The sequence below is a fragment of the Nitrosomonas sp. genome (assembly GCF_019635155.1).
Lineage (GTDB): Bacteria > Pseudomonadota > Gammaproteobacteria > Burkholderiales > Nitrosomonadaceae > Nitrosomonas.
In genome coordinates this window covers 1-20,854 of record NZ_JAHBZY010000003.1, presented here as the reverse complement: position 1 = coordinate 20,854, position 20,854 = coordinate 1, and the positions used below count along the sequence as shown (strand labels likewise).

The following is a 20,854-nucleotide window of genomic DNA, read 5'->3' as shown; positions in this document are numbered from 1 at the left end:
CCTAATATCGCAATGAGGTTTTTCATGAAATACTTTATCACTTTGATGACATTAAGCGCCCTAATCTTTACCGGTACAACACAAGCTTCCGGGCGTACACCTTTTGGTCATCAGGTCAGCGCAGTACAAAATTACAGTCGTATTTCCGATCAAATCGCCATATCCGGCCTCATCGGCGAAGGCGGCGCGTCGGCATTGGCTGCAACCGGCTTTAAGACCATTATCGATATGCGAACCGCCAATGAAGGAACCGCCGAAGAAAAATCCCTCGTTGATCGTGCCGGCATGAATTATATAAATATCCCTATGACTGTAGCCGGCATTAGCAGCGAACAACTGGCCGCTTTCACCAAAGCAATCGAAACGGCACAACAACCCATACTCATTCACTGCGGATCCGGCAATCGTGCGAGTGCCATGTGGGCGCGATACCAAATCAGTCAAGGAATGGACCCGGAAGTTGCCATTGAAGCTGCTCGTAAATCGGGGTTGCGTCCGCCCATGGAAGAGAAGCTTCGGGAATCTCTGAATCATTAGAATCTAATCACAATAACGATCCATCATTAAATGGTAATTGTGCGGTTGTCACTGGCTGTCAGTTTTTCGCGACCTTGATCCCTCCAATAAACTCGATTACACATGACAGCATCGCATGATGTTCCTTTTCGATTGGTGATTCATGGCGGTGCCGGTGCGATAAAACAAAGCCGCTTGTCTGCAGAACGTGAAGCGGCTTACCGTCAGGTGCTGACACAATCACTAAGTGCCGGTTACGACGTGCTTAAAATCGGCGGAAGCTGTATCGATGCTGTGACTGCCGCCATCGTGGTCATGGAAGATTCGCCACTTTTCAACGCCGGCAAGGGGTCGGTTTTTAGCCGTGAAGGGCAAAATGAATTAGAAGCTTCAATCATGGAGGGTTCCACGCGCTTAGCAGGCGCGGTTGCCGGCGTCACAACGGTTCGCAATCCGATTCGTGCTGCGCATGCGGTCATGACAAAAAGCACGCATACGATGCTGATTGGACCAGGTGCAGAAATTTTCGCCGCAGAGCAAGGTTTGGAGATCGTTGATCCTGAATATTTCCATACCTCCTATCGTTGGGAACAATTACAAAAAGCGCTCGCTAAGAAACAAGTGCTGCGGGATCACGATATCGATTCCAATCGTCCATTTACAAACAACGATAAAAAACATGGAACTGTCGGTGCAGTTGCATTAGACCGCCATGGCAATCTTGCCGCCGGTACATCAACCGGTGGATTGACCAATAAGCGGCGGGGGCGTGTAGGTGATTCATCGATCATCGGCGCTGGCACTTATGCCGACAATCGCTCGGTTGCAGTATCAGCAACGGGTACCGGAGAAATGTTTATTCGCACCGCCGCCGCATATCAAACAGCTGCGCAAATAATGTTGCTGCAAAAACCGATCCACGAAGCCGCCGACACCACGCTGAAAGAGATCTCAAGCATCGGTGGAGACGGCGGCTTAATTGTACTGAATGTCAAAGGTGATTATGCGATGCGGTTTAACACCAGCGGCATGTATCAAGGCACCATCGGTCATAATGGCATTGCATGGACTGGTATCTTCCATGACGAATCAGAGATATAAAGTAAGCACTCCCCATACTTACCGAAATACTTCCAGGAAAGCCAATAGACAGACGCTCTATTGCAGTTTCAGCAATTGAGATCGGTGCCGGACTAATCCAAACAATCAGCGCCTTTGCGTAAAGTGCGCCGTGCATAATAAGCAAAAGCGACCGCACTCCGCTGACCGCGCAAAATCCAATCGCGCGCTTCTCGCCCAAGATCAGGATCGATCGGCTGAATTTTACCAGCGGACATCGCAAGTAATTGCATCCGCGCCGCCCGCTCAAACGCAAGCGCCAGTATGCAAGCTTCTTCAATGCTCGAGCTGGCGATCAGAAGCCCATGATGCGCCAGCAATAATGCATGTTTATTGCCGATAGCCTTGGAAATCAACTCGCCCTCTTCATTACCGACCGGAACACCCGGCCACTTGGATAAGAAAGCAACATCGTCATATAGCACGCAATTATCCATATGCGAGATTTCCAAAGACGCTTCCAGCATGCTGAGCGCCGCAGTATGCACCGCATGCGTGTGGATAATGCATTGGACATCGGGTCTGGCACGATAAAGCCACGAATGAAAACGATTGGCCGGATTCGCCATACCGTCCCCTTGCAAAACCTCCAAATCTTCGTTCACGAGTAGCAGATTGCTTGCGCAAATTTCGTCAAAACCAAACCCTAGCCGCTGAGTTAAGTAGGTTCCCGGCGTTTCGCCGCGAGCGGTGATCTGCCCGGCTAATCCGGAATCATGTCCGTTGTCGAATAATATTCGGCAAGTAAGCGCCAATTTTTGCGCCGGTGAATAATCGGTCCCCTGCAAATGCTTATCCATTTCCACAAAAGACTGCTTGATAAGCCGCTCTTTATCTAAATTAAAAGTGTCATTAGCCATTATTAGAAATTCTTAATAGTCATCGTTGCCGGTGATAAAACGCTCTATCTCCCTGCGATCGCGCTTAGTCGGACGGCCTTTGGTGGAAAACGGCTGCGGTTGGGCTTTGAGACAAGCGGTCAGCAGTTCACGCTGCTTGCGGCTTTCTTCGGTTTCGCGGTAAAGTTGTTGTGCAATTGTTGCGGAACCTCTTTTATTCGTCAAATCCAATACTTCAATCTCATAGCGACAATTATTGATGCGAATTATCAACATGTCTCCTGTTGAAAGCACTTTGGCCGGCTTTACCCGCAGACCGTTTACAGTCACTCGCCCCCGATCAATGGCTTCCGCCGCCAAAGAGCGTGTTTTAAAGAAGCGAGCGGCAAACAACCATTTATCGATACGATATTTCTCTATACTATCCGCTGATTGCATTTTCTTACTAATCTACAAGATTGGTATCGATTCGAATTTTACCCTGCAGCGTTTTATGTACCGGACATTGATTGGCAATTTCCAGCAACCGATTCCGTTGTTGATCACTCAAGTTTCCCGTTAATTGAATGGTGCGCGTCAGGACATCGATGAGCGTTTTTTGTTTTTCGCAGTCCGAGCAATCATCCGCGTGAATCCGGCTGTGATGTAATTCAACACGGATATCCTGAAGATCGATTTGCTTATGATTAGCGTACATACGAAGCGTCATCGAAGTACAACTCCCCAAAGCCGCCAGTAAAAGCTCGTAAGGATTCAATCCCAGATCGGAACCGCCCGATGCGATCGGTTCATCACTCATCAAACGATGCCGATGCGTCAGAATCTCGCGGGTAAATTTTTTATCGCGTTCCCGAACGACAACCGTGCCTTCTGAGATTGACTGCTCTTTTGGTTCTATCGATAATGAATCGTTTGTCAGATAGCGTTTTGCCCAAGCAGCTATCACTTCTGCGACATAGCGTGAATCCACCGGATTGGATAGCAGATGATCGGCGTGATCCAGCGATACGAAGCTTTTAGGATGCTTGGCGGCGCTGTAAATCCTGGCTGCTTCATCAATTGAAACAATCGTATCGACCGGCGAGTGAAGGATCAGTAATGCTTTTTTTAACGCCCCAATGTGTTCCGCAGAATTATATTTCTCCAAATCATCAATGAATTGACGTTTGATATTGAAACTCCTTCCCGATAATTGTACCGATACGACTGATTCATCATTGAGTTTTTTGTATGAATCTGCGAATAAGTGCTTAACATGTGCAGCAGTAGCCGGCGCACCGATGGTAATGACTGCTTTGACCGAAGGAATATCATGCGCAACGGCCAAAGCGGCAGCCCCTCCCAAACTATGGCCGATCAATAAAGACGGAGCCGCATAGTGTTGCTTAAGATAATCAGCAACCGCTATTAGATCCTGTAAATTTGATGAGAAATTAGTGTTAGAAAAATCCCCTTCACTACTCCCTAACCCGGTAAAGTCGAAACGCAATACTGCAATACCATGATTCGCAAGTGCCGATGCGATTCGCGCAGCGGCTGGATTATCTTTGGAACAAGTAAAACAGTGCGCAAACACTGCGTATGATTGCGTGGCGCCAATGGGTAACTCCAGCGAACCTGATAGCAATTCGCCTTGTGAATTTTGAAACTTCGTTTCGATACGGGGCATGGGTTACTTTAAACAGCAAATCGCACAAAGTTGATCGGTAGTGTGCATAGTATCAAAAATAACCTAACGCGAATGAATTTCTAGCGTGTTACGGTAGTATTTATAAAAACACTATAATCGGTGTAGATATCTCTATTAAACAATATTTTATAAAATTCTCTCTGCTTATTTCAGCCAACCATTAATTCGTTCGAAGGTAAGTTTTTTAGAATCATTGACAGTGAATTGTCATGTATTTTCTTGATCGTTTGATACAGTTGAAAATCAATCGATGTAAATGAAGAACCGCTGTTATTAAGCTTGGAATCAATGATCATCTTGGCTTTAACAACCGTATCGCTATCTTCAGTAACTGCCTCAAGAATTTTTTGCGTCGATATAAAATCGATTGATTTTCCAGCCATATCAACCGAATAATATTTTGAAACTTCCAATCGATTCTTAAATAGCCTGGAAGCATTTCCCCAAACAATATTATCAAGATCGACATTCCCCACCGTATTGACCGCCCATATTATTGTTTCGCCGAGGGTTCCACCACTCATGATCTGCATGATCATATGATCCTTCACGATAGCCCGATTGTTTAGTGCAAAAGTATCGGCTAACAAATGATCCAGAATCTTATTGATACCATTGATATTATGTTGTATCGCGGCTTGCCCCCAATTGCGATCGGATGTCGAAATTACCGATAAAGCATTGACTAATTCGGTAATCAGTTGATCTTGCGATACGCCAGCAGCCGATTGATTGACAATGAAATCATAAATAAGCATCTTATTAGCATTTGAAACCTGTTCACCGAACAAATCATCGACGAGCCTATGCGCGAATGCTTCGGAATTCAAATGTGCATAATCCTTACCATAAAATATCGCACTGTTCGCCAACCATTGTGTCAAGCTTGCCAGCGATTGATTATCATGTAATTGTGATGCAAGTATTCTTAAATTATCCAAACCGGGAGACGCATTAAACATCGCCAGAAAAAGCTGAAGAATCGTGGTTTGATGTTGAGATAAATGCGGCATTCGTTATTATTCCTCAAAATAAGTATGCTTTTGACAATTTGTTATGACTAAAACGACAACCAATGCTTAAGTATGCCATATTCGCATTGTTAATGATTCTTATTTAGTTTGCAATGCGACAAATTGTCGCAACACGGATTATGTATTTATATTTACAAATAGTTGCACGTTATTCTTAAACCAATCTATTAAATATTATCTAATAACTACGGGGGAGAATTAAGTAATATTTTTTATGATAAAAACGATGTTTCATCCCAATCAACGCCGCTCAATTAAAAATGTCTACTAAAATTCTTATTTTAGGTTATGGAGAAATTGGTCATGCCCTAGAATTTTTACTTAAAAAGCATTGTCCAGTAGCAGTTTGGGATAAATACCCATCAGCAAATTTCATACCGGTTACATTAGAACAATTGGTACCGCAAGCCGACATCGCGTTGTTTTGTTTACCCGTTAATGCGCACCGGGAAGTCACTCAACGAATCACACCTCATCTGAAAAGAAATTGCTTATGTATCAGTGTCGCAAAAGGATTGGATGAGACTGGAAAAACTGCAGCGCAAATCTTTAATGAAAATTTGCCGCCGGGTCACCCGCATGCGCTTCTGTACGGTCCCATGATCGCCGAAGAAATTCTCGCCGGGAGCTACGCATTTGCACAATTGGGATGCCGCGATCTTACGGCATTTAAGACGATACAAACCTGTTTTGATCATACCAAATTATACTTAGAACATACTTTTGATATCGAAGGAATCAGCTGGTCAGTAATCTTGAAAAATGTATATGCAATGCTATTTGGCATCGCGGATGAATTAATGCTGGGTGCCAATATGCGCGGCCACCTGACGACTGCAGCGTTGCAAGAATTGCAGCTGATCGCCAAAGCGATGGGGGGTCAAACAGATACGCCCTATCGTTTGTCAGGATTAGGTGATCTTGTCGCTACGGCAACCAGTGAAAACTCACACCACCATGAATTAGGGCGGAAAATTGCCAAAGGAAAAACCGATAACATTTCCGGTGAAGGACCGCACACTCTGCAAATGATTGAGAAGCATCAGTTAATCAACATCCAGCAATATCCATTATTGCAATTAATCAATACAATTTTGCACCAGCCACACAATCCTTATCTCCGATTTGAAAAGTATTTCGAGCAACTGACCCAAAGACGAAGATAGTCAATCAATGGATTCGAATACGCGCAGCCACCTATTGACGCCGGGTGTTTCAACGTCTTATAAAAAATAAGTTAGAATATGCGCTTTTAGAACTTTTATCAGGAGTACCTGGATGTCGATGGCTGACCGTGACGGAGTAATCTGGTATGACGGGAAAATGGTTCCCTGGCGGGATGCCAACACGCATGTTTTAACGCACACACTGCACTATGGGCTAGGGGTTTTTGAAGGCTTACGAGCCTACGAAACCGCACAAGGTCCGGCGATTTTTCGTTTGCAGGAACATACCGACCGTTTGTACAACTCGGCGCACATTTTCATGATGAAAATACCGTACGATAAGGCTACGCTCATGCAAGCCCAGTGTGATGTGGTCAAACAAAATAAATTGACGTCCGGTTATATTCGCCCCATTGCATTCTATGGCGCCGAAGCAATGGGGCTTTCAGCAAAAACCTTATCGGTTCATGTCGCAATCGCCGCTTGGCCTTGGGGAACATACTTAGGAGCCGAAGCGCTGGAGAATGGCATTCGCGTTAAAACTTCTTCGTTCACCCGCCATCATGTCAACATCAATATGTGCCGCGCCAAGTCGGTAACGACCTATGCTAACTCGATTCTGGCGAATCAAGAGGTTGCGTTCAATGGTTATGACGAAGCATTGCTACTCGATGTGGAAGGCTATGTCGCTGAAGGATCGGGGGAAAATATCTTTATCGTTAAACAAGGCAAACTTTATACGCCTGATCTCACTTCCTGCCTGGAAGGCATCACTCGAGCATCCATCATGGAATTAGCTGCTGAGCTCGGTATTCCGGTCATTGAGAAGCGCATAACCCGTGATGAAATTTACTGTGCCGAAGAGGCTTTTTTTACCGGCACGGCCGCCGAAGTAACACCGATTCGTGAGCTGGATAATCGCACTATTGGCGCAGGTAAACGTGGTCCGATTACCGAAAAAATACAAACTTTATTTTTCAATTGTGTCAAAGGCAAAGCCAAGAATCATGAAAATTGGCTAACTTTGGTCTAATCATTAAATACGGGAGCAGCAACAAAGATGAGTCAACCAGCGAACCATAAAACACCGACTATTGAAGTAACGGCAGATGATTTACCACTACACTGCCCCACTCCGGCCATGATGCTCTGGAACTCGCATCCACGGGTCTTTCTACCGATTGAAGCAACGGGTGAAGCACTCTGCCCTTATTGCGGCACACACTATATTCTCAAAGGTGGAGCCACTGCGGCGCACCATTAATGATCGCCGACAATATTTTCGAATTCGAGCTTTACAATGCGTTTTATTCCACACCGATTGAAAATCTCATTAATCGTTCCAATTCCGGGTTGCTAACATAATGCCAGTTATTCCACACGAAATTTTCAAAGCTTATGATATTCGCGGTATCGTTGATAAAACGATCACTGCTGAGAATGTCGAAAAGATTGGCCATGCCATCGGCTCCGAAGCGCGCGCTAGAAATCTGACAGCCATTGCCATTGGCCGTGATGGCCGTTTATCCGGTCCCGAGTTATCGCAAGCCTTAGCCCGGGGTATTCAAAAAAGTGGAGTCAACGTCATCGATGTCGGCATGGTTGCCACACCGATGCTTTATTTTGCTGCCCATGAATTATGTCAATATTCCGGCGTCATGGTGACCGGCAGCCATAATCCACCCGAATACAATGGTTTTAAGATTGTTTTAGGCGGCCAGACCTTGGCGGCTGAGACCATACAAGCATTGCGAATCCGCATCGAAAATAATGAATTGAGCCATGGCACCGGTAATTATTCCCAGCACAATATCACCGACGCCTATTTGCAACGAATAACCAGCGATGTGCAATTGGCTCGCCCGCTTAAAATTGTTGTTGATTGCGGCAATGGCGTTGCCGGTGCTTATGCGCCAGCGCTCTATCGAAGTTTGGGTTGTGATGTAACCGAGTTATTCTGTGATGTCGACGGCTCATTTCCCAATCATCACCCGGATCCGTCCGTACCCGACAATCTGAGCGATGTCATTCAAGCATTAAAAACTACGGATGCTGAAATCGGATTGGCTTTTGACGGCGATGGCGATCGGCTTGGTATTGTTACTAAAAATGGCAATATCATTAATGCGGACCGCCAGTTGATGTTGTTTGCCACTGACGTGCTATCACGTAATCCCGGTGCGAAAATTATTTTTGATGTCAAATGCACACGGAATCTAGCGCCATGGATCACGCAGCATGGCGGAACTCCCGTAATGTGGAAAACCGGTCATTCGTTCATCAAATCCAAATTGATCGAAGAAAAAGCGTTATTAGCCGGAGAAATGAGTGGTCATCTGTTCTTTAAAGAACGCTGGTATGGTTTTGACGATGGATTATATGCCGGTGCGCGGCTACTCGAATTGCTCAGTCGTGAGTCCGATATCAATGCGGTACTGAATAATTTACCCGATAGCCTCAACACGCCGGAACTGCAAGTACGTACTGCGGAAGGTGAAAATCATTTGCTGATAACACAATTACAAAAAAATGCAGTGTTTGATAATCCGCAACAAATTATTACGACCGATGGTTTACGCGTGGAATACCGGGATGGTTTCGGTTTGGCGCGCGCCTCCAATACCACGCCGGTGGTCGTGCTACGTTTTGAAGCGGATAATCCGGCTGCGCTGCAACGCATTCAAGAAGACTTTCGTCACAACATCCTGCAAGCAAAACCGGATGCGCAATTGCCTTTTTAATAAAGGCCGACAAATCGGTTTCAATATTGAATATTAACCGATCAACAAAAGAGGAACCTTCAAACTCCTCTTTTGTCTTGCAAAACAGATTGATCAAGCAATTGGTCAGAAATTATTCCCATTGAAATGGGCAACGACAATTACATTGCATTGTCCAATCTATCAAATAGTACAATAATCAGTTTTTCGGCTCAAAAACTTCATTTAATTCAGGCATTAACCGTTTGAATCGAGCAGTTCAGTTCTTCTAATGTTCATGAAATTTGTTTACTTGATCATCACATTATCGTTGTTGTTCCCAGCTAAAGTTTTTGCCCATGAGCTTCCCGAATTAGGCGATGTATCGCAAGTCACCATCACACCTCACCAAGAACGGCAGCTTGGCTTAAGAATCATGCGGCAGATCCGCGCCGATCCGGCTTATATGGACGATCCGGAAATTGCCAACTACCTCAACAATCTCGGTCATAAATTAATCACAAAATCCAATGAAGCCAGCGTCGATCAGTTATTTGAGTTTTTCGCCGTCCAAGATCCATCGATCAATGCGTTTGCATTACCCGGAGGATTCATGGGTTTTAACAGCGGTCTTATGATCGCGGCGCAGAGCGAATCCGAATTGGCTGCCGTGATGTCTCATGAGATCGCGCATGTTACGCAAAAGCATCTGGCACGTATGATAGCCGCGCAAAAGTACGACTGGATTAAATCAATCGCAGCACTCGCGGTCGCAATCATCGCCACACGTTCCAGTCCTCAAGCAAGTCAAGCGGTATTGATTGCTTCGCAGGCAAGCATGATTCAATCGAAGCTGGACTTTACCCGGAATCATGAAAAAGAAGCTGATCGAATTGGTTTGAATATTTTGCTTGATGCCGGATTCGATCCGCAAGGAATGACGACATTTTTCGAGCGTCTGCAAAAATCCGGCCGATTTCACGAAACCGGAGCACCGTCCTACTTGCGTACGCATCCAATCACCTATGAACGGATTGCCGACATCCAAAACCGAATCCGCGACATGCCTTATCGCCAAGTATCCGACAGTATCGATTTCCTGCTGGTCCGATCCAAGTTACGCGCATTACAAGGAAAACCGCATGATGCAGTCACGCAATTCAAAACACGCTTGGATGAGAAACGGTATAACAACGAAATCGCGGAACGGTACGGCTATATCCAAGCGTTGATGCGTAATAAAAAATATAAACAAGCTAACTCGGAACTAACCCACTTGTATCAGCGTTTGCAGAACGATACGACACCCTCGTCTCTCGCTGGTCATCAATTAGGCGCCACCATCCGGATTGAATCCAAGAATATTATCGCAGGCGCCATGATCGAGACACTGGCGGCCAGCGTAAAACTAGCAAATAAAGAAATTGACGCGGCATTGAAGATCTATCAAAGCGCTTTAAAAATTTACCCGCAATATCAGGCCTTGATACATGGATATGCGCGAGCTTTAATTCAGAATAAGCAAGTTAAAGATGCACTCGAATTTATCAACCAGCAATTGCAACTGATCCACAATGACCCAAAGTTATATGGACTGCAAGCCCAATGCTATTCCCTTCTGGGCGATAAAATGCTTGAGCATCGTGCGCAAGCCGAAGTGTATTTTCTGAAAGTTCATTACAAAGCGGCTGCAAACCAATTAAAAACTGCACTGCAGAATGACAATGGCAATTTTTATCAACTCTCAAGCATCGAAGCGCGCTTAAAACAAATCCAGACACTGATTGATGAAGAGGAAAAAGAAAAATGAACCTTTATTGTTGATGCTTCTCGCGTTGCGGAATAAAGCCACTTGCAGAAAGTTTGTCGCAATAATGAATTAAACTTCGATATTCATATTTGACTTTAACTTAAGATCGTTTTATATAGCTATGTCCGCTAGCTAAATCTTGCTGCGCACCGTAGAAATGCGAGTTTACCTTACAACCCAAAGGAGAATAACAGCATGTCAGCAACCTCAAATTTTTCATCACGTTTCGTTTGGATTGACCGGGCAATTCCGGCAATTTTACCCTGGTCTTTGTTGTTTCTATCGATTTTAATCGCAGGTTGCAGTATCGGCGACAAAATTGAAAAAGTCACTGATACCGTTAGCGACGTAACCGGCGACACATTAGCCACCTTGGATGGCGCCATCGATGCTTTAGATCGGAATTCCGCATCATGGCAGGCTGTGCTGCAAGATACCACTTCGAAGTTGACCAGCGATGCGCAATCCACTGTTCGAAATGAAGTTTCAGACTTGTTAAATCGCAGCGTTGCTGCAACGGGTGGTGAATTGCGTTGCAACATGGATTTCGTAGGCGCCCGTGTGCGTCAGGCCTTAGCTAGAATTCGCGCCCGCCTGATGCATCAACCGGTGCCCGCAGTTGAACCCGCTTTGTGCCAAGTAACCCCGGCAGCCGTCGATATGGCGCTGGACCCAAGCCGCCGCACAAAATTGGAATTCTTTGGTTACGATTTCGATACCACCCCGATCAAAGTTACACTACACGATGGAACACGCACGCAAGACGTGTCGTCCCAGCTTGATCGCTTGACGCATTATCACATGACCCTCAACCTTGGTGGTAACGGAGTGCCTTTATCAAAAACCAGCGACCGGCTCATATTGGAATGGCAAAACCGCCAAATTTCCAGCATCGCGGTTATCCAGCCAGCAACACCGGTTTGTAAAGAAGAAGATCATACCGTGCTGCCACAAGCTAAATTAACCTATACACCGCCGCATACCCGTGGTGATAAAGAATACGCCGGTCACGGACCGGAGGTATGGGCTAAAGCAAGCTGGATTAATGATGGGACTCACATCAGTTTCCGCTTATGGATGAAAGCGCAGGAAACACGCCAAGATTGGACTACTGCTGAAGGCGAGCGTGTCATACAGTATTATACGGCACCGCCCGGCAAACGCATCGATCGCATCATCAGTGGCTCGGAAAGCACAGCGCACTATGTGGATACCGACCATAACGAAGACCGTCAGGGCGGTGGCCCCAATGGACCGGTGAAAGAATTTGTATTCCGCGGCGATAGAGACGGCGATGATGCAGGTAGCTATACCGGTGTCGATGTGACTTTTAACCCGTTGGTTGTCCGATTGGTAGAGGTGACTAATTGCGCACCGGCATCGGCCATTAAATTAATTGAGCGGAAAGATTTAATCTCTCCGGCTACGATTAAACGTTTGCAGCCAATGATGAAAAAACTGCAACCCTAGTATTTATTGTTAAAGAAGTTCTGAAAAATTGTAGTGTTTGATCTGCAGTATCGGAATCAGGTGCGGAAGCTCATTTACCTTGATGTAAACTGCGCTTCTTCGCCTGATTTTGACTTGCTTGATCATCACGCATCATTTTTCAGAGCTTCACAAAGCAATCAACCGTACGAAATTGGTAACTGCTTATTTTGCTCATATTCAAAAAGCACTGGATCCATGCTTTCTTAACTAAAAACTACGACTTAACCTCTCAATACATTTCTGAGGCGCTCTGATCCGCTTCAGCTCCAACATATTCTGATACTGCTCTCCCCTATTAAAGTTTAAAATACGAATGCTTTATACTATTTAAACACTCGTAAAAGTAATCGACATTAGCGCTACCTCATTGAAAAAAGATATTTCCAGATGTTTACTCAAAATGGCAAGCGAATTGCTCTTCTATTAGTATTGATTATTGCCATTATTACTTATTGGTACAGTATCAATCAGAAAGAATCTCAGACGAATCAATATAAAACCAGAAGTATTGAACGCGGCGACATTATTCAAACGATCTCCGCCAATGGCACGTTAACGCCGCTTATTTTAGTCAATGTCGGTACTCAGGTTTCGGGTACCGTGGCAAAGCTGCATGCAGACTATAACGATCGCGTAGAAATCGGCCAGATTCTGGCAGAACTCGATCCGGCATTATTACGTGCGCAATTGCAACAATCCAAAGCCAATCTTCTAAGTGCGCAAACAGCATTAAAAATTGCGGAAAATAAACTAAAGCGCCATCGATTATTACAACAACAGGGATTCATCTCGCCGGAAGCCTTGGAGATAACCGAGCAAGAAACCGAGACAGCGCGCGCGCAATTAGCTGTCAGTAAAGCGCAAGTGGAACGCGATCAAACCAATCTTAACTACAGCATTATTCGCTCTCCGATATCAGGGGTCGTGATTGACCGGGATGTCGATATCGGTCAAACCGTTGCAGCCAACTTTCAGACACCGATCTTATTTAAAATTGCTCAAGATTTACATCAGATGCAAATTAATATCAGCGTTGCGGAAGCGGATATTGGTTTATTACATACCGAACAAGCGATCAATTTCTCGGTCGATGCTTTCCAGAATCGCCATTTTACCGGTGCTGTAAAGCAAGTCCGGCTCAATCCGACCATTCAGGAAAATGTTGTCACTTACAACGTCGTCGCAATCGTCGATAATCAAGATGAAGCTTTGCTCCCTGGCATGACTGCCAATATTCACTTTGTTGTGGCGCAAAAAAACGATGTTCTACGGACCCCCAATGCAGCTTTACGATTTCAACCGAAAGACAATCATTTTAATGAATCGGGTAAAACTTCACCTAAAACCGGGCAATCAAAGCTATTCGTTCTAAAGGAAAATACCCCCCTGCCTGTGAATATTGTCACTGGAATTTCCGATGGGAATTTCACGGAAATCATCAGTGGAGAAATTAACCCCGGAGATCAGGTCATTATTAGTGAAGCGGTTGATAAGAAGGAATCCGAGAGCAAGTTTAGGTTAAGGTTCTTTTAATGGTTCTGACTCAAAACAATAACGCTGATACGACCGTCATACGAATTGAAAATTTGTGTAAAAGCTATAGCTTACAAGGCACCGATGGCAAATCCATTGTCAATCAGGTGTTATTTGACATCAACATGACGGTGTATCAAGGTGAATTTGTTGCCATCATGGGACATTCGGGATCGGGAAAATCAACATTAATGAATATCCTCGGTTGTTTGGATATACCGACCAGTGGATCTTACTGGTTGTCGGGCAAAAATATCTCCACACTGACCGAAAATGAATTGGCACGCATTCGGAATCAAAGTATCGGGTTTGTATTTCAAGGATTCAATCTTCTAAAACGCATGACAGCCTTGGATAATGTCGCCGTTCCACTGTTATATGCCGGCATTAATCGATCCCAAAGCCGCAAGCAAGCACTCGCGCTTTTATGCCGCACCGGTCTGGAAAAATTTGCCATGCATCAACCCAATCAACTATCAGGTGGGCAGCAACAGCGTGTTGCGATCAGCCGCGCATTGGTCAATCACCCTCCTTTAATTCTTGCGGATGAACCAACCGGCAATCTGGATACCCAAACCAGCAAGGAGATTATGTTGTTATTTGAGCAACTGAATCGCGAGCAAGGAATAACAATCGTACTGGTGACTCATGAAGACGACATCGCGTCCTATGCAAGGCGTTTAATCCGATTAAAAGACGGATGTGTCATTTATGACGACAAAAATACCATTACCGGCGATCACTAAACCAGGTTCAGTTTGATTCCATTTGGGTTAGTCATAACATGCAATTCTTAAGAATGGATCGAACTCGATGAACTTAACTACAATTCTCAGCGAAGCGTTCCGCGCTTTACGTCAAAATCGCCTGCGAACCGGGCTAACGATGCTGGGTATGATTATCGGTGTCGCTGCAGTAGTGCTGATGCTGTCCATTGGACAAGGCGCGCGCACTAAAATAAATGAAACGATTGCAGCAATGGGTAGCAATTTATTCCTTGTAGTACCGGGCGCCACATCATCCGGCGGCTTCAGCTTCGGCAGCGGTAGCGTAAGAACACTAACCATCAATGATGCTTATGCCATCGCGGATTTGACATCGATCGCAGCAACGTCACCGGTTACGACCGGAACAGTGCAACTCAACTATGCTTCCAAGAACTGGAGCACGATCATCACGGGAACCACGCCCGATTATTTTGTTGTCGGTAACTGGAAAATGGAATCCGGCACAACTTTCACCGAATCCGATTTACGTTCCGCCGCCCGTGTAGCTGTTTTAGGTTCGGTTACTGCGAAAAATCTTTTCGGGGAAGAGGATCCGATTGGCAAAACGATCCGGATCACCAATAGGCCTTTCCAAGTCGTCGGTGTACTGATGGCTAAAGGACAAAGTCTAACGGGGCGCGATCAAGACGATAACGTTTATATCCCTATCACCACCAGCGAAAGACAAATTACCGGCAATCAGTTTCCAGGTTCTATCCGTTATATGTTGGTACAAGGAAAATCTGCCGATGACATGGATATCGCAGAAATCGAAATAACCCAGTTACTGCGTCAACGCCACCGGATTCAACAAGGTAAGGATAATGATTTTACTGTGCGTAACCTAACAGCGATTGCCGATGTGGCTACGGATGCCGCAAAAATCATGTCAATTGTGCTAGGCGCCATTGCATCAGTTTCTTTGATGGTAGGTGGCATCGGCATTATGAACATCATGTTGGTTTCGGTTACGGAGCGTACTCGCGAGATCGGTATTCGGATGGCTTTGGGCGCCAATCAACGCGCAATCCTTACTCAATTTTTACTGGAAGCGATCATGATTTGTGTTTTGGGAGGTAGTATCGGATTGTTACTAGGAATCACAGGGGCATGGATCGTAAGCCAGGTCGCGGATATGCTGATCGTCATCACGTTCGGCATGATCGGTCTGGCTTTTCTATTTTCATCCGCTGTCGGGGTTTTCTTTGGTTTTTATCCGGCGAGGAAGGCATCTTCGTTAAAGCCCGTTGATGCGCTACGTTATGAGTAATTCCCTGATGCGCGGCTTGCCTCGAAACTAAAAAAGGAATTGAGAATGACAATTAAAGAGCGCCCTACTTCTGATTTCCTGGCAATTGTTGTAATTGAAAATAAGAAAGAAGCCATGACCGTGGGTGAAATCAAAAATGCCCTGCATGAACGAGGCTTTGGCATTTTAATGGCAATCGGAGCTTTACCGCTTTGCTTGCCAATCCCCGTTCCCCCGGGATACACAACCCTTTTCTCAATTCCATTATTCATTTTTTCTACTCAAATGATTTTAGGTATGCGCGCCCCATGGCTTCCAGCTTGGATAGAGAAAAAAATTGTTAAGCGAGAAAGTCTGGAAAAAATAATCACTAAGGCAAATCCCTGGTTGAGAAAAATAGAGAATAGAATGCAACCTCGCATGACTTACATCAGCGTACATACATGGGAACGAATCATCGGTATCTTTGCATTTGTTTTCACCGTATCCATCGCTCTTCCGATTCCTTTGACAAATTTTCCACCCGGATGGGGAGTTCTGGTGATGTCTTTAGGGCTTCTCAATCGAGACGGCGTTACGATTCTAATCGGAATGATCATTGGCACCATCGGAATCGGCATTACGATGATTGTTCTCATGATGCTGTGGATGGGAATATCCATGCCCGCTTTTTATTGATTCCGATGTAATCGTCTGTAAAATTCATGCTTAGGAAGCGGCACTAAAAGCCCGGCATTACCGGCGATAACCGTTCCACCCAATCAGATCAATGGTAATTCAAGCTGATTACCGCATCTCGTTTAGCTCTCAAAAAACGCTCTAAAGGTTTCTCTAAAACTACGACTCGTTTTTTTCCAAATAAGACCTCACCGCCGCCAATTGAGTGCTGAATTGCGGCAAGATTGTTGCCAGGGTTGCCGCATCACTCCCTTTACCAGCTTGTTCGATTTCAGCACACAAATCACCCAAAGCAATCGCTCCCACCGAGCGCGCAGATGATTTAAGTTTATGCGCCAGCGATCCAACCACCGCGAATTGTTTTGATTGATATGCCGCAAGTATCTCTAGTGCGATTTTTTCGGCGTCGGTACGAAATTCCAAAAGCAATTCCTTGATCGTTGCCGGGTCATCGCCTACCAATTCTTTTAATACACTCACATCCACAACCGCTGGCGTTGCTTTTATGTCATCGATTGGTTCGATCAGCGGATCATTCGATGGTATTTCTGATTCCGGTTTTGAGTTTGGCAAATATTTTTCCAATAAAGAATGTAAGTCCTCCAGTTGCACCGGTTTACTTAAATAATCATCCATACCAATGCTCAAACAATGTTCTTTTTCTCCTTTCAACGCGTTAGCGGTCAATGCGACAATTGGCAGATGCTTCTGCCCGGTTTCCGTCGCACGAATCTTTTTCGTCAAATCGAAACCGTCCATTTCGGGCATATGCAGATCTGTCAGAAGCAGCCCATAATTACATTGCTGAAAACGCTTCAATGCTTCCAATCCATCATTGGCAATATCAGCGGCATAACCAAGCAGATTGAGTTGCTGCCGGATAACTTTCTGATTGATCTCATTATCTTCCGCAACCAAAATTAATTTACCTTGCCGCAAAGCTTCTTCACGGGAAATAGGCACCGGCGCCTGTTTTAAAACATCAACGATCGATGTTTTTTCCTCGTATGCATCGGTTCTTCCGGCCGCGATTGCCATTGCTCGCAGCAGCGACTGACGATACATCACATCACCATCCAGCGTGATAATATCAATATCTTCAATACGTGCCTGTCTGCGGCGGCCGCGTTTGATCACCACAAAGCGGGGTTCAATAAATGCTGTCGATTTATCCGTCACACTGTGCACATTCGCCTTGATCTTTTCGGAGCGTTCACTGAATACCGCGCGAAGCTCGTCAATCGATGGCCCTTCCTGCCCCGCATCGATTACAACAAGCCAGAGCCCGGGAGTTAATCGCCGGATCAATCGATTCAACTGAGAAAAGTCGGTGACTTGCTTGACGCTTGCACCCGCGCTTTGTAAATAAACCGCCAAATCATTACTTAGACTCTCATTGCTCCCTAGGATCAAGCAATTCAATCCCGCGAGATCTTCAATTGTCTGTATAGCGTTAGGCTTATCCGGTAAAGGAATGAAAGGCATTTGGATAATAAAAGCGGAGCCATGCTGGGGCTCACTCTGTACGGTAATTTCCGCATCCATCAATTCTGCAAGATGATGGGAGATCGCCAATCCCAGACCGGTTCCGCCAAATCGCCGGGTGGTCGATGGATCTCCCTGGGAAAAGGATTTGAATAGCTTTTCTTGTGTCATTTTATCCATACCGATCCCGTTGTCGGTAATTTGAAACGTAACTACAGTTTTCTCCGAATCGGACTCCGTCAATAAAACCCGCACCGAAACTTTGCCTTGTTTTTCTTGCTTGCTGGAAAATTTGATTGCATTATTGACAATATTGACAAGTACTTGACGTAACCGTAGGGGATCACCCAGCACATTTTTCGGAATAGCGGGGTCAATGAACAACGTTAGCTCAACTTTCTTGTTAAGAGCCAGTTGCGCCAACATACCGCAAGCGTTTTCGACAATGCTGGCGATTGACATTGGAATCTTTTCGATTTCCAGCTTACCGGCCTCAATTTTGGAAAAATCCAGAATATCCTCAATGATGGCAAGTAATGCATACGCAGAATCTCTTATCAAATTGGCCATTTCCATTTGATAACCGCTTAGACTGGTCTGCCTCAGCACGTCAATCATACCGATTACACCATTCATCGGTGTGCGGATTTCATGACTCATTGCGGCCAAAAATGCTGATTTGGCCTTATTAGCTTGATCCGCATCTACTTGAGCCTGCCTTAAGTCCTGCATAATGCGCACATGCTCGCGAATATCCCGCAACACACCGGTGAAATGTCTTTTCTCGGCAACAAAGTATTCACTGACCGCTAAATAGAGCTCTAACTGTTCCCCATCTTTATTGACGCCAATCACTTCCCGACCCAATCCAATTCCATGAGAACCTGAAAGATACGGGCGACCGACATACTCCTGACCATGTCCGGTCCGACAGTAATTTTCCATATAACTCTCATGTTTGCTTCGATCAGGCTCCGGTATAATGATCGCAATATTCTGTCCGATCATTTCATCATGGCTATAGCCGAATAGTTTTTCCATGACCGGATTGACTGAGAGAATCGTTCCTTTCTCGTCGGTTGTAACAACACAATCCACCATATGCTCAACAACTGAACGCATTTCTTCTTCTTTTATTGCTAAAGCGATATTTGCGCGTTGCAGATCGGCAGTCCGGGCTGTCACTCTTTCTTCAAGCTCCTGATTGAGCTTTAGTAAATTATTCTCCGCTTTATTGCGTTTCTGATCACTGGCGTTAAGTTGCTCTGTCATGACATTAAATGTATCGGCGAGCTGCTTCATTTCATCCCAACCTTCGACTGCGACCCTTTGATGAAAATTACCCGCTGAAATGTCTAGCGCATTCTGATTCAAGTGCTTCAAGGGTGTTACGACCCGACGGTTAAATAGAACAGCACCAAACAATGCGGCTAATACGGTCAAAGCCAGCAATATCAACCCCATGTAATGAACCGTATATACGGAAGCGAACGCTTCATCGGCATCGATATGAACAACGATTCCCCATTTCATTCTCGGCAAATAGCGCCATGCCGCAATAACCTCTTTACCCCGATAATCCACGGTAATCGCTCCGCCAGACTCCCCATTTAAAGCATGCTGCATGGCTGTGGATGACGGTAAATTATTGAGTGGAATGGTGCGCTTTAATGCCGCTCCAGCATCATATTTCAGCGGAGCCATAATGAGTGCTGTCTGCTTATCCTCCAAGCGGGCAACTATTGTTTCACCGCTGTCGCTTAATCCCACATTATTTGCAATAACCTCAAAGACACGTTCGCTGTAAATTTGCAATGCCAGTACGCCCTTTAACTCCCCGGAAACAATAATCGGCGTTGCAACAAAAGCGGCAATCGCTCCTCGCGAAGGTTCATAATACTCAAAATCGGAAATACTGCTGATTAAATCATCCAACGCACGGCGTGCAACTATCGCAAGCCCGGTATCCCGGTAAGGACCCGTAAATAAATTCGTTGCAAAATCAGACTCGTGCGCATCCGAATAAACAATGTCACCTTTTAATGAGATTAAAAATAGATCGTAATATTTCGCCTCTTGAACAAAGCGCCGGAAGTTTCCGCGATAGTTAGCATCCAATTGAAGATATTCATCCGAGTCGATACCGCTTTCATAAAATGCCCTTGAAAGCTTAATCATTGCATCGTATGTCGTACTCGCATCCCGGAGTAAGCTGGCGTCAAGCAAGCGCTCTTGTAAATAACTATCAATCTGCTCAACTTTTTTGTCAGCAATGGCAGAAACAGTGTGGATAGCGGTTTTCTTAGCTTCAGTTTCCAACGTGTGCAGCAAACTGTTACCAATCAGTAAGATGGGCAATAAGGAAACTAATGTAAACCAGACAGCAAAGCGTTGTGTAAGCGAAGTGAATTTCATCAGCCTCTCCTTGCATCAATCCGAATTATTATTCGAAAACACATTTCACCTGTAATTCAATCATGAAAAGAGTTAACTCTTAATTAAGGAGAATTCACGCAATCAACAAGCAAGTTGATTGTATCGTTCAAATACCCCTCGATATGCCTTTCTATTGCAAATTAAGATTGCAAGCTTTCTGTCGTAACATCAGTCAAACCTTTTCGCACAAGCATTTAAACATTATTTCGATTCATTAAAGTTGTGTTAATCAATCAGCATTACCGATACTACAACAAACTGTTGTAAGTAAGACGAAAGCTAGTGATTAAGTATGCGAAAAGTGATTGTTTAAAATAGTTTTATGAGAACATGTTCAATAAA

17 protein-coding genes are annotated in these 20,854 nt (G+C 45.0%); 12 read left to right on the top strand and 5 right to left on the bottom strand.

The features are described 5' to 3' along the window. Window positions 1–24: 24 nt before the first annotated feature. Together KF839_RS03010 and KF839_RS03005 are read left to right on the top strand one after the other, a co-directional pair. Window positions 25–537 carry a protein tyrosine phosphatase family protein gene (locus tag KF839_RS03010; protein WP_292916348.1) on the top strand — a complete coding sequence of 171 codons (513 nt, stop codon included), beginning with the start codon at window positions 25–27 and terminating at the stop codon, window positions 535–537. Window positions 538–639: 102 nt separating this feature from the next. Next, window positions 640–1,617 carry an isoaspartyl peptidase/L-asparaginase family protein gene (locus KF839_RS03005; RefSeq protein WP_292916347.1) on the top strand — a complete coding sequence of 326 codons (978 nt, stop codon included), beginning with the start codon at window positions 640–642 and terminating at the stop codon, window positions 1,615–1,617. A 92-nt stretch (window positions 1,618–1,709) separates the two neighbouring features. Here KF839_RS03005 and KF839_RS03000 read toward each other — a convergent pair whose 3' ends face one another. From KF839_RS03000 to KF839_RS02985, 4 genes are all read right to left on the bottom strand, one after another. Then, a complete protein-coding gene (locus tag KF839_RS03000; protein WP_292916346.1) occupies window positions 1,710–2,495 on the bottom strand; it encodes an aldolase in 786 nt (261 codons plus the stop codon). 12 nt (window positions 2,496–2,507) lie between these two features. Then, window positions 2,508–2,912 (bottom strand): RNA-binding S4 domain-containing protein, encoded by a 405-nt coding sequence (locus KF839_RS02995; RefSeq protein WP_292916345.1) that lies wholly within the window; start codon window positions 2,910–2,912, stop codon window positions 2,508–2,510. 7 nt (window positions 2,913–2,919) lie between these two features. Next, entirely contained in the window at window positions 2,920–4,143 is a 1,224-nt protein-coding gene (locus KF839_RS02990) for a bifunctional alpha/beta hydrolase/OsmC family protein (RefSeq protein ID WP_292916344.1), read from the bottom strand. 170 nt (window positions 4,144–4,313) lie between these two features. After that, entirely contained in the window at window positions 4,314–5,177 is an 864-nt protein-coding gene (locus KF839_RS02985; protein ID WP_292916343.1) for a hypothetical protein, read from the bottom strand. A 281-nt stretch (window positions 5,178–5,458) separates the two neighbouring features. Between KF839_RS02985 and KF839_RS02980 the strand changes: the two genes are divergently transcribed. The 10 genes from KF839_RS02980 (at window position 5,459) to KF839_RS02935 (ending at window position 16,591) form a co-directional block, all read left to right on the top strand. Beyond that, window positions 5,459–6,364, top strand: coding sequence for a hypothetical protein (locus KF839_RS02980; RefSeq protein WP_292916342.1), 906 nt, complete (start codon window positions 5,459–5,461; stop codon window positions 6,362–6,364). Window positions 6,365–6,476: 112 nt separating this feature from the next. Then, window positions 6,477–7,397: a branched-chain amino acid transaminase gene (locus tag KF839_RS02975; RefSeq protein ID WP_292916341.1), complete on the top strand. Its 921-nt coding sequence runs from the start codon at window positions 6,477–6,479 to the stop codon at window positions 7,395–7,397. 27 nt (window positions 7,398–7,424) lie between these two features. After that, window positions 7,425–7,628, top strand: a complete 204-nt coding sequence (locus KF839_RS02970; RefSeq protein WP_292916340.1) for a zinc-finger domain-containing protein — start codon at window positions 7,425–7,427, stop codon at window positions 7,626–7,628. Between the two features lie 100 nt (window positions 7,629–7,728). Continuing rightward, window positions 7,729–9,105, top strand: coding sequence for a phosphomannomutase/phosphoglucomutase (locus tag KF839_RS02965; protein WP_292916339.1), 1,377 nt, complete (start codon window positions 7,729–7,731; stop codon window positions 9,103–9,105). Between the two features lie 256 nt (window positions 9,106–9,361). Next, window positions 9,362–10,873: a M48 family metalloprotease gene (locus KF839_RS02960; RefSeq protein ID WP_292916338.1), complete on the top strand. Its 1,512-nt coding sequence runs from the start codon at window positions 9,362–9,364 to the stop codon at window positions 10,871–10,873. A 195-nt stretch (window positions 10,874–11,068) separates the two neighbouring features. Further along, a complete protein-coding gene (locus tag KF839_RS02955) occupies window positions 11,069–12,343 on the top strand; it encodes a hypothetical protein (RefSeq protein ID WP_292916337.1) in 1,275 nt (424 codons plus the stop codon). Window positions 12,344–12,751: 408 nt separating this feature from the next. Continuing rightward, complete coding sequence (locus KF839_RS02950; protein ID WP_292916336.1) at window positions 12,752–13,897, top strand: efflux RND transporter periplasmic adaptor subunit; 1,146 nt, start codon at window positions 12,752–12,754, stop codon at window positions 13,895–13,897. Then, entirely contained in the window at window positions 13,897–14,643 is a 747-nt protein-coding gene (locus tag KF839_RS02945) for an ABC transporter ATP-binding protein (RefSeq protein ID WP_292916335.1), read from the top strand. Before KF839_RS02950 ends, KF839_RS02945 begins: the two co-directional genes overlap by 1 nt. 67 nt (window positions 14,644–14,710) lie before the next feature. Beyond that, entirely contained in the window at window positions 14,711–15,934 is a 1,224-nt protein-coding gene (locus KF839_RS02940; RefSeq protein WP_292916334.1) for an ABC transporter permease, read from the top strand. Window positions 15,935–15,979: 45 nt separating this feature from the next. Beyond that, window positions 15,980–16,591: an exopolysaccharide biosynthesis protein gene (locus tag KF839_RS02935; RefSeq protein WP_292916333.1), complete on the top strand. Its 612-nt coding sequence runs from the start codon at window positions 15,980–15,982 to the stop codon at window positions 16,589–16,591. Between the two features lie 159 nt (window positions 16,592–16,750). On the opposite strand, the gene KF839_RS02930 is transcribed toward KF839_RS02935, so the two are convergent. Continuing rightward, the gene (locus KF839_RS02930; protein WP_292916332.1) at window positions 16,751–20,491 is read right to left on the bottom strand and encodes an ATP-binding protein; all 3,741 of its coding nucleotides are present in this window, start codon (window positions 20,489–20,491) and stop codon (window positions 16,751–16,753) included. Between the last annotated feature and the right edge of the window lie 363 nt (window positions 20,492–20,854).

Excerpts from the sequence above, each read along its gene's own strand:
- KF839_RS02970 (WP_292916340.1), top strand. The coding sequence starts at position 7,425 with ATGAGTCAACCAGCGAACCATAAAACACCGACTATTGAAGTAACGGCA.
- KF839_RS02930 (WP_292916332.1), bottom strand. The coding sequence starts at position 20,491 with ATGAAATTCACTTCGCTTACACAACGCTTTGCTGTCTGGTTTACATTA.
- KF839_RS02945 (WP_292916335.1), top strand. The coding sequence starts at position 13,897 with ATGGTTCTGACTCAAAACAATAACGCTGATACGACCGTCATACGAATT.
- KF839_RS02995 (WP_292916345.1), bottom strand. The coding sequence starts at position 2,912 with ATGCAATCAGCGGATAGTATAGAGAAATATCGTATCGATAAATGGTTG.
- KF839_RS02935 (WP_292916333.1), top strand. The coding sequence starts at position 15,980 with ATGACAATTAAAGAGCGCCCTACTTCTGATTTCCTGGCAATTGTTGTA.
- KF839_RS02975 (WP_292916341.1), top strand. The coding sequence starts at position 6,477 with ATGTCGATGGCTGACCGTGACGGAGTAATCTGGTATGACGGGAAAATG.
- KF839_RS02950 (WP_292916336.1), top strand. The coding sequence starts at position 12,752 with ATGTTTACTCAAAATGGCAAGCGAATTGCTCTTCTATTAGTATTGATT.
- KF839_RS02980 (WP_292916342.1), top strand. The coding sequence starts at position 5,459 with ATGTCTACTAAAATTCTTATTTTAGGTTATGGAGAAATTGGTCATGCC.
- KF839_RS02965 (WP_292916339.1), top strand. The coding sequence starts at position 7,729 with ATGCCAGTTATTCCACACGAAATTTTCAAAGCTTATGATATTCGCGGT.
- KF839_RS03000 (WP_292916346.1), bottom strand. The coding sequence starts at position 2,495 with ATGGCTAATGACACTTTTAATTTAGATAAAGAGCGGCTTATCAAGCAG.
- KF839_RS03010 (WP_292916348.1), top strand. The coding sequence starts at position 25 with ATGAAATACTTTATCACTTTGATGACATTAAGCGCCCTAATCTTTACC.
- KF839_RS03005 (WP_292916347.1), top strand. The coding sequence starts at position 640 with ATGACAGCATCGCATGATGTTCCTTTTCGATTGGTGATTCATGGCGGT.
- KF839_RS02940 (WP_292916334.1), top strand. The coding sequence starts at position 14,711 with ATGAACTTAACTACAATTCTCAGCGAAGCGTTCCGCGCTTTACGTCAA.
- KF839_RS02955 (WP_292916337.1), top strand. The coding sequence starts at position 11,069 with ATGTCAGCAACCTCAAATTTTTCATCACGTTTCGTTTGGATTGACCGG.
- KF839_RS02990 (WP_292916344.1), bottom strand. The coding sequence starts at position 4,143 with ATGCCCCGTATCGAAACGAAGTTTCAAAATTCACAAGGCGAATTGCTA.
- KF839_RS02985 (WP_292916343.1), bottom strand. The coding sequence starts at position 5,177 with ATGCCGCATTTATCTCAACATCAAACCACGATTCTTCAGCTTTTTCTG.
- KF839_RS02960 (WP_292916338.1), top strand. The coding sequence starts at position 9,362 with ATGAAATTTGTTTACTTGATCATCACATTATCGTTGTTGTTCCCAGCT.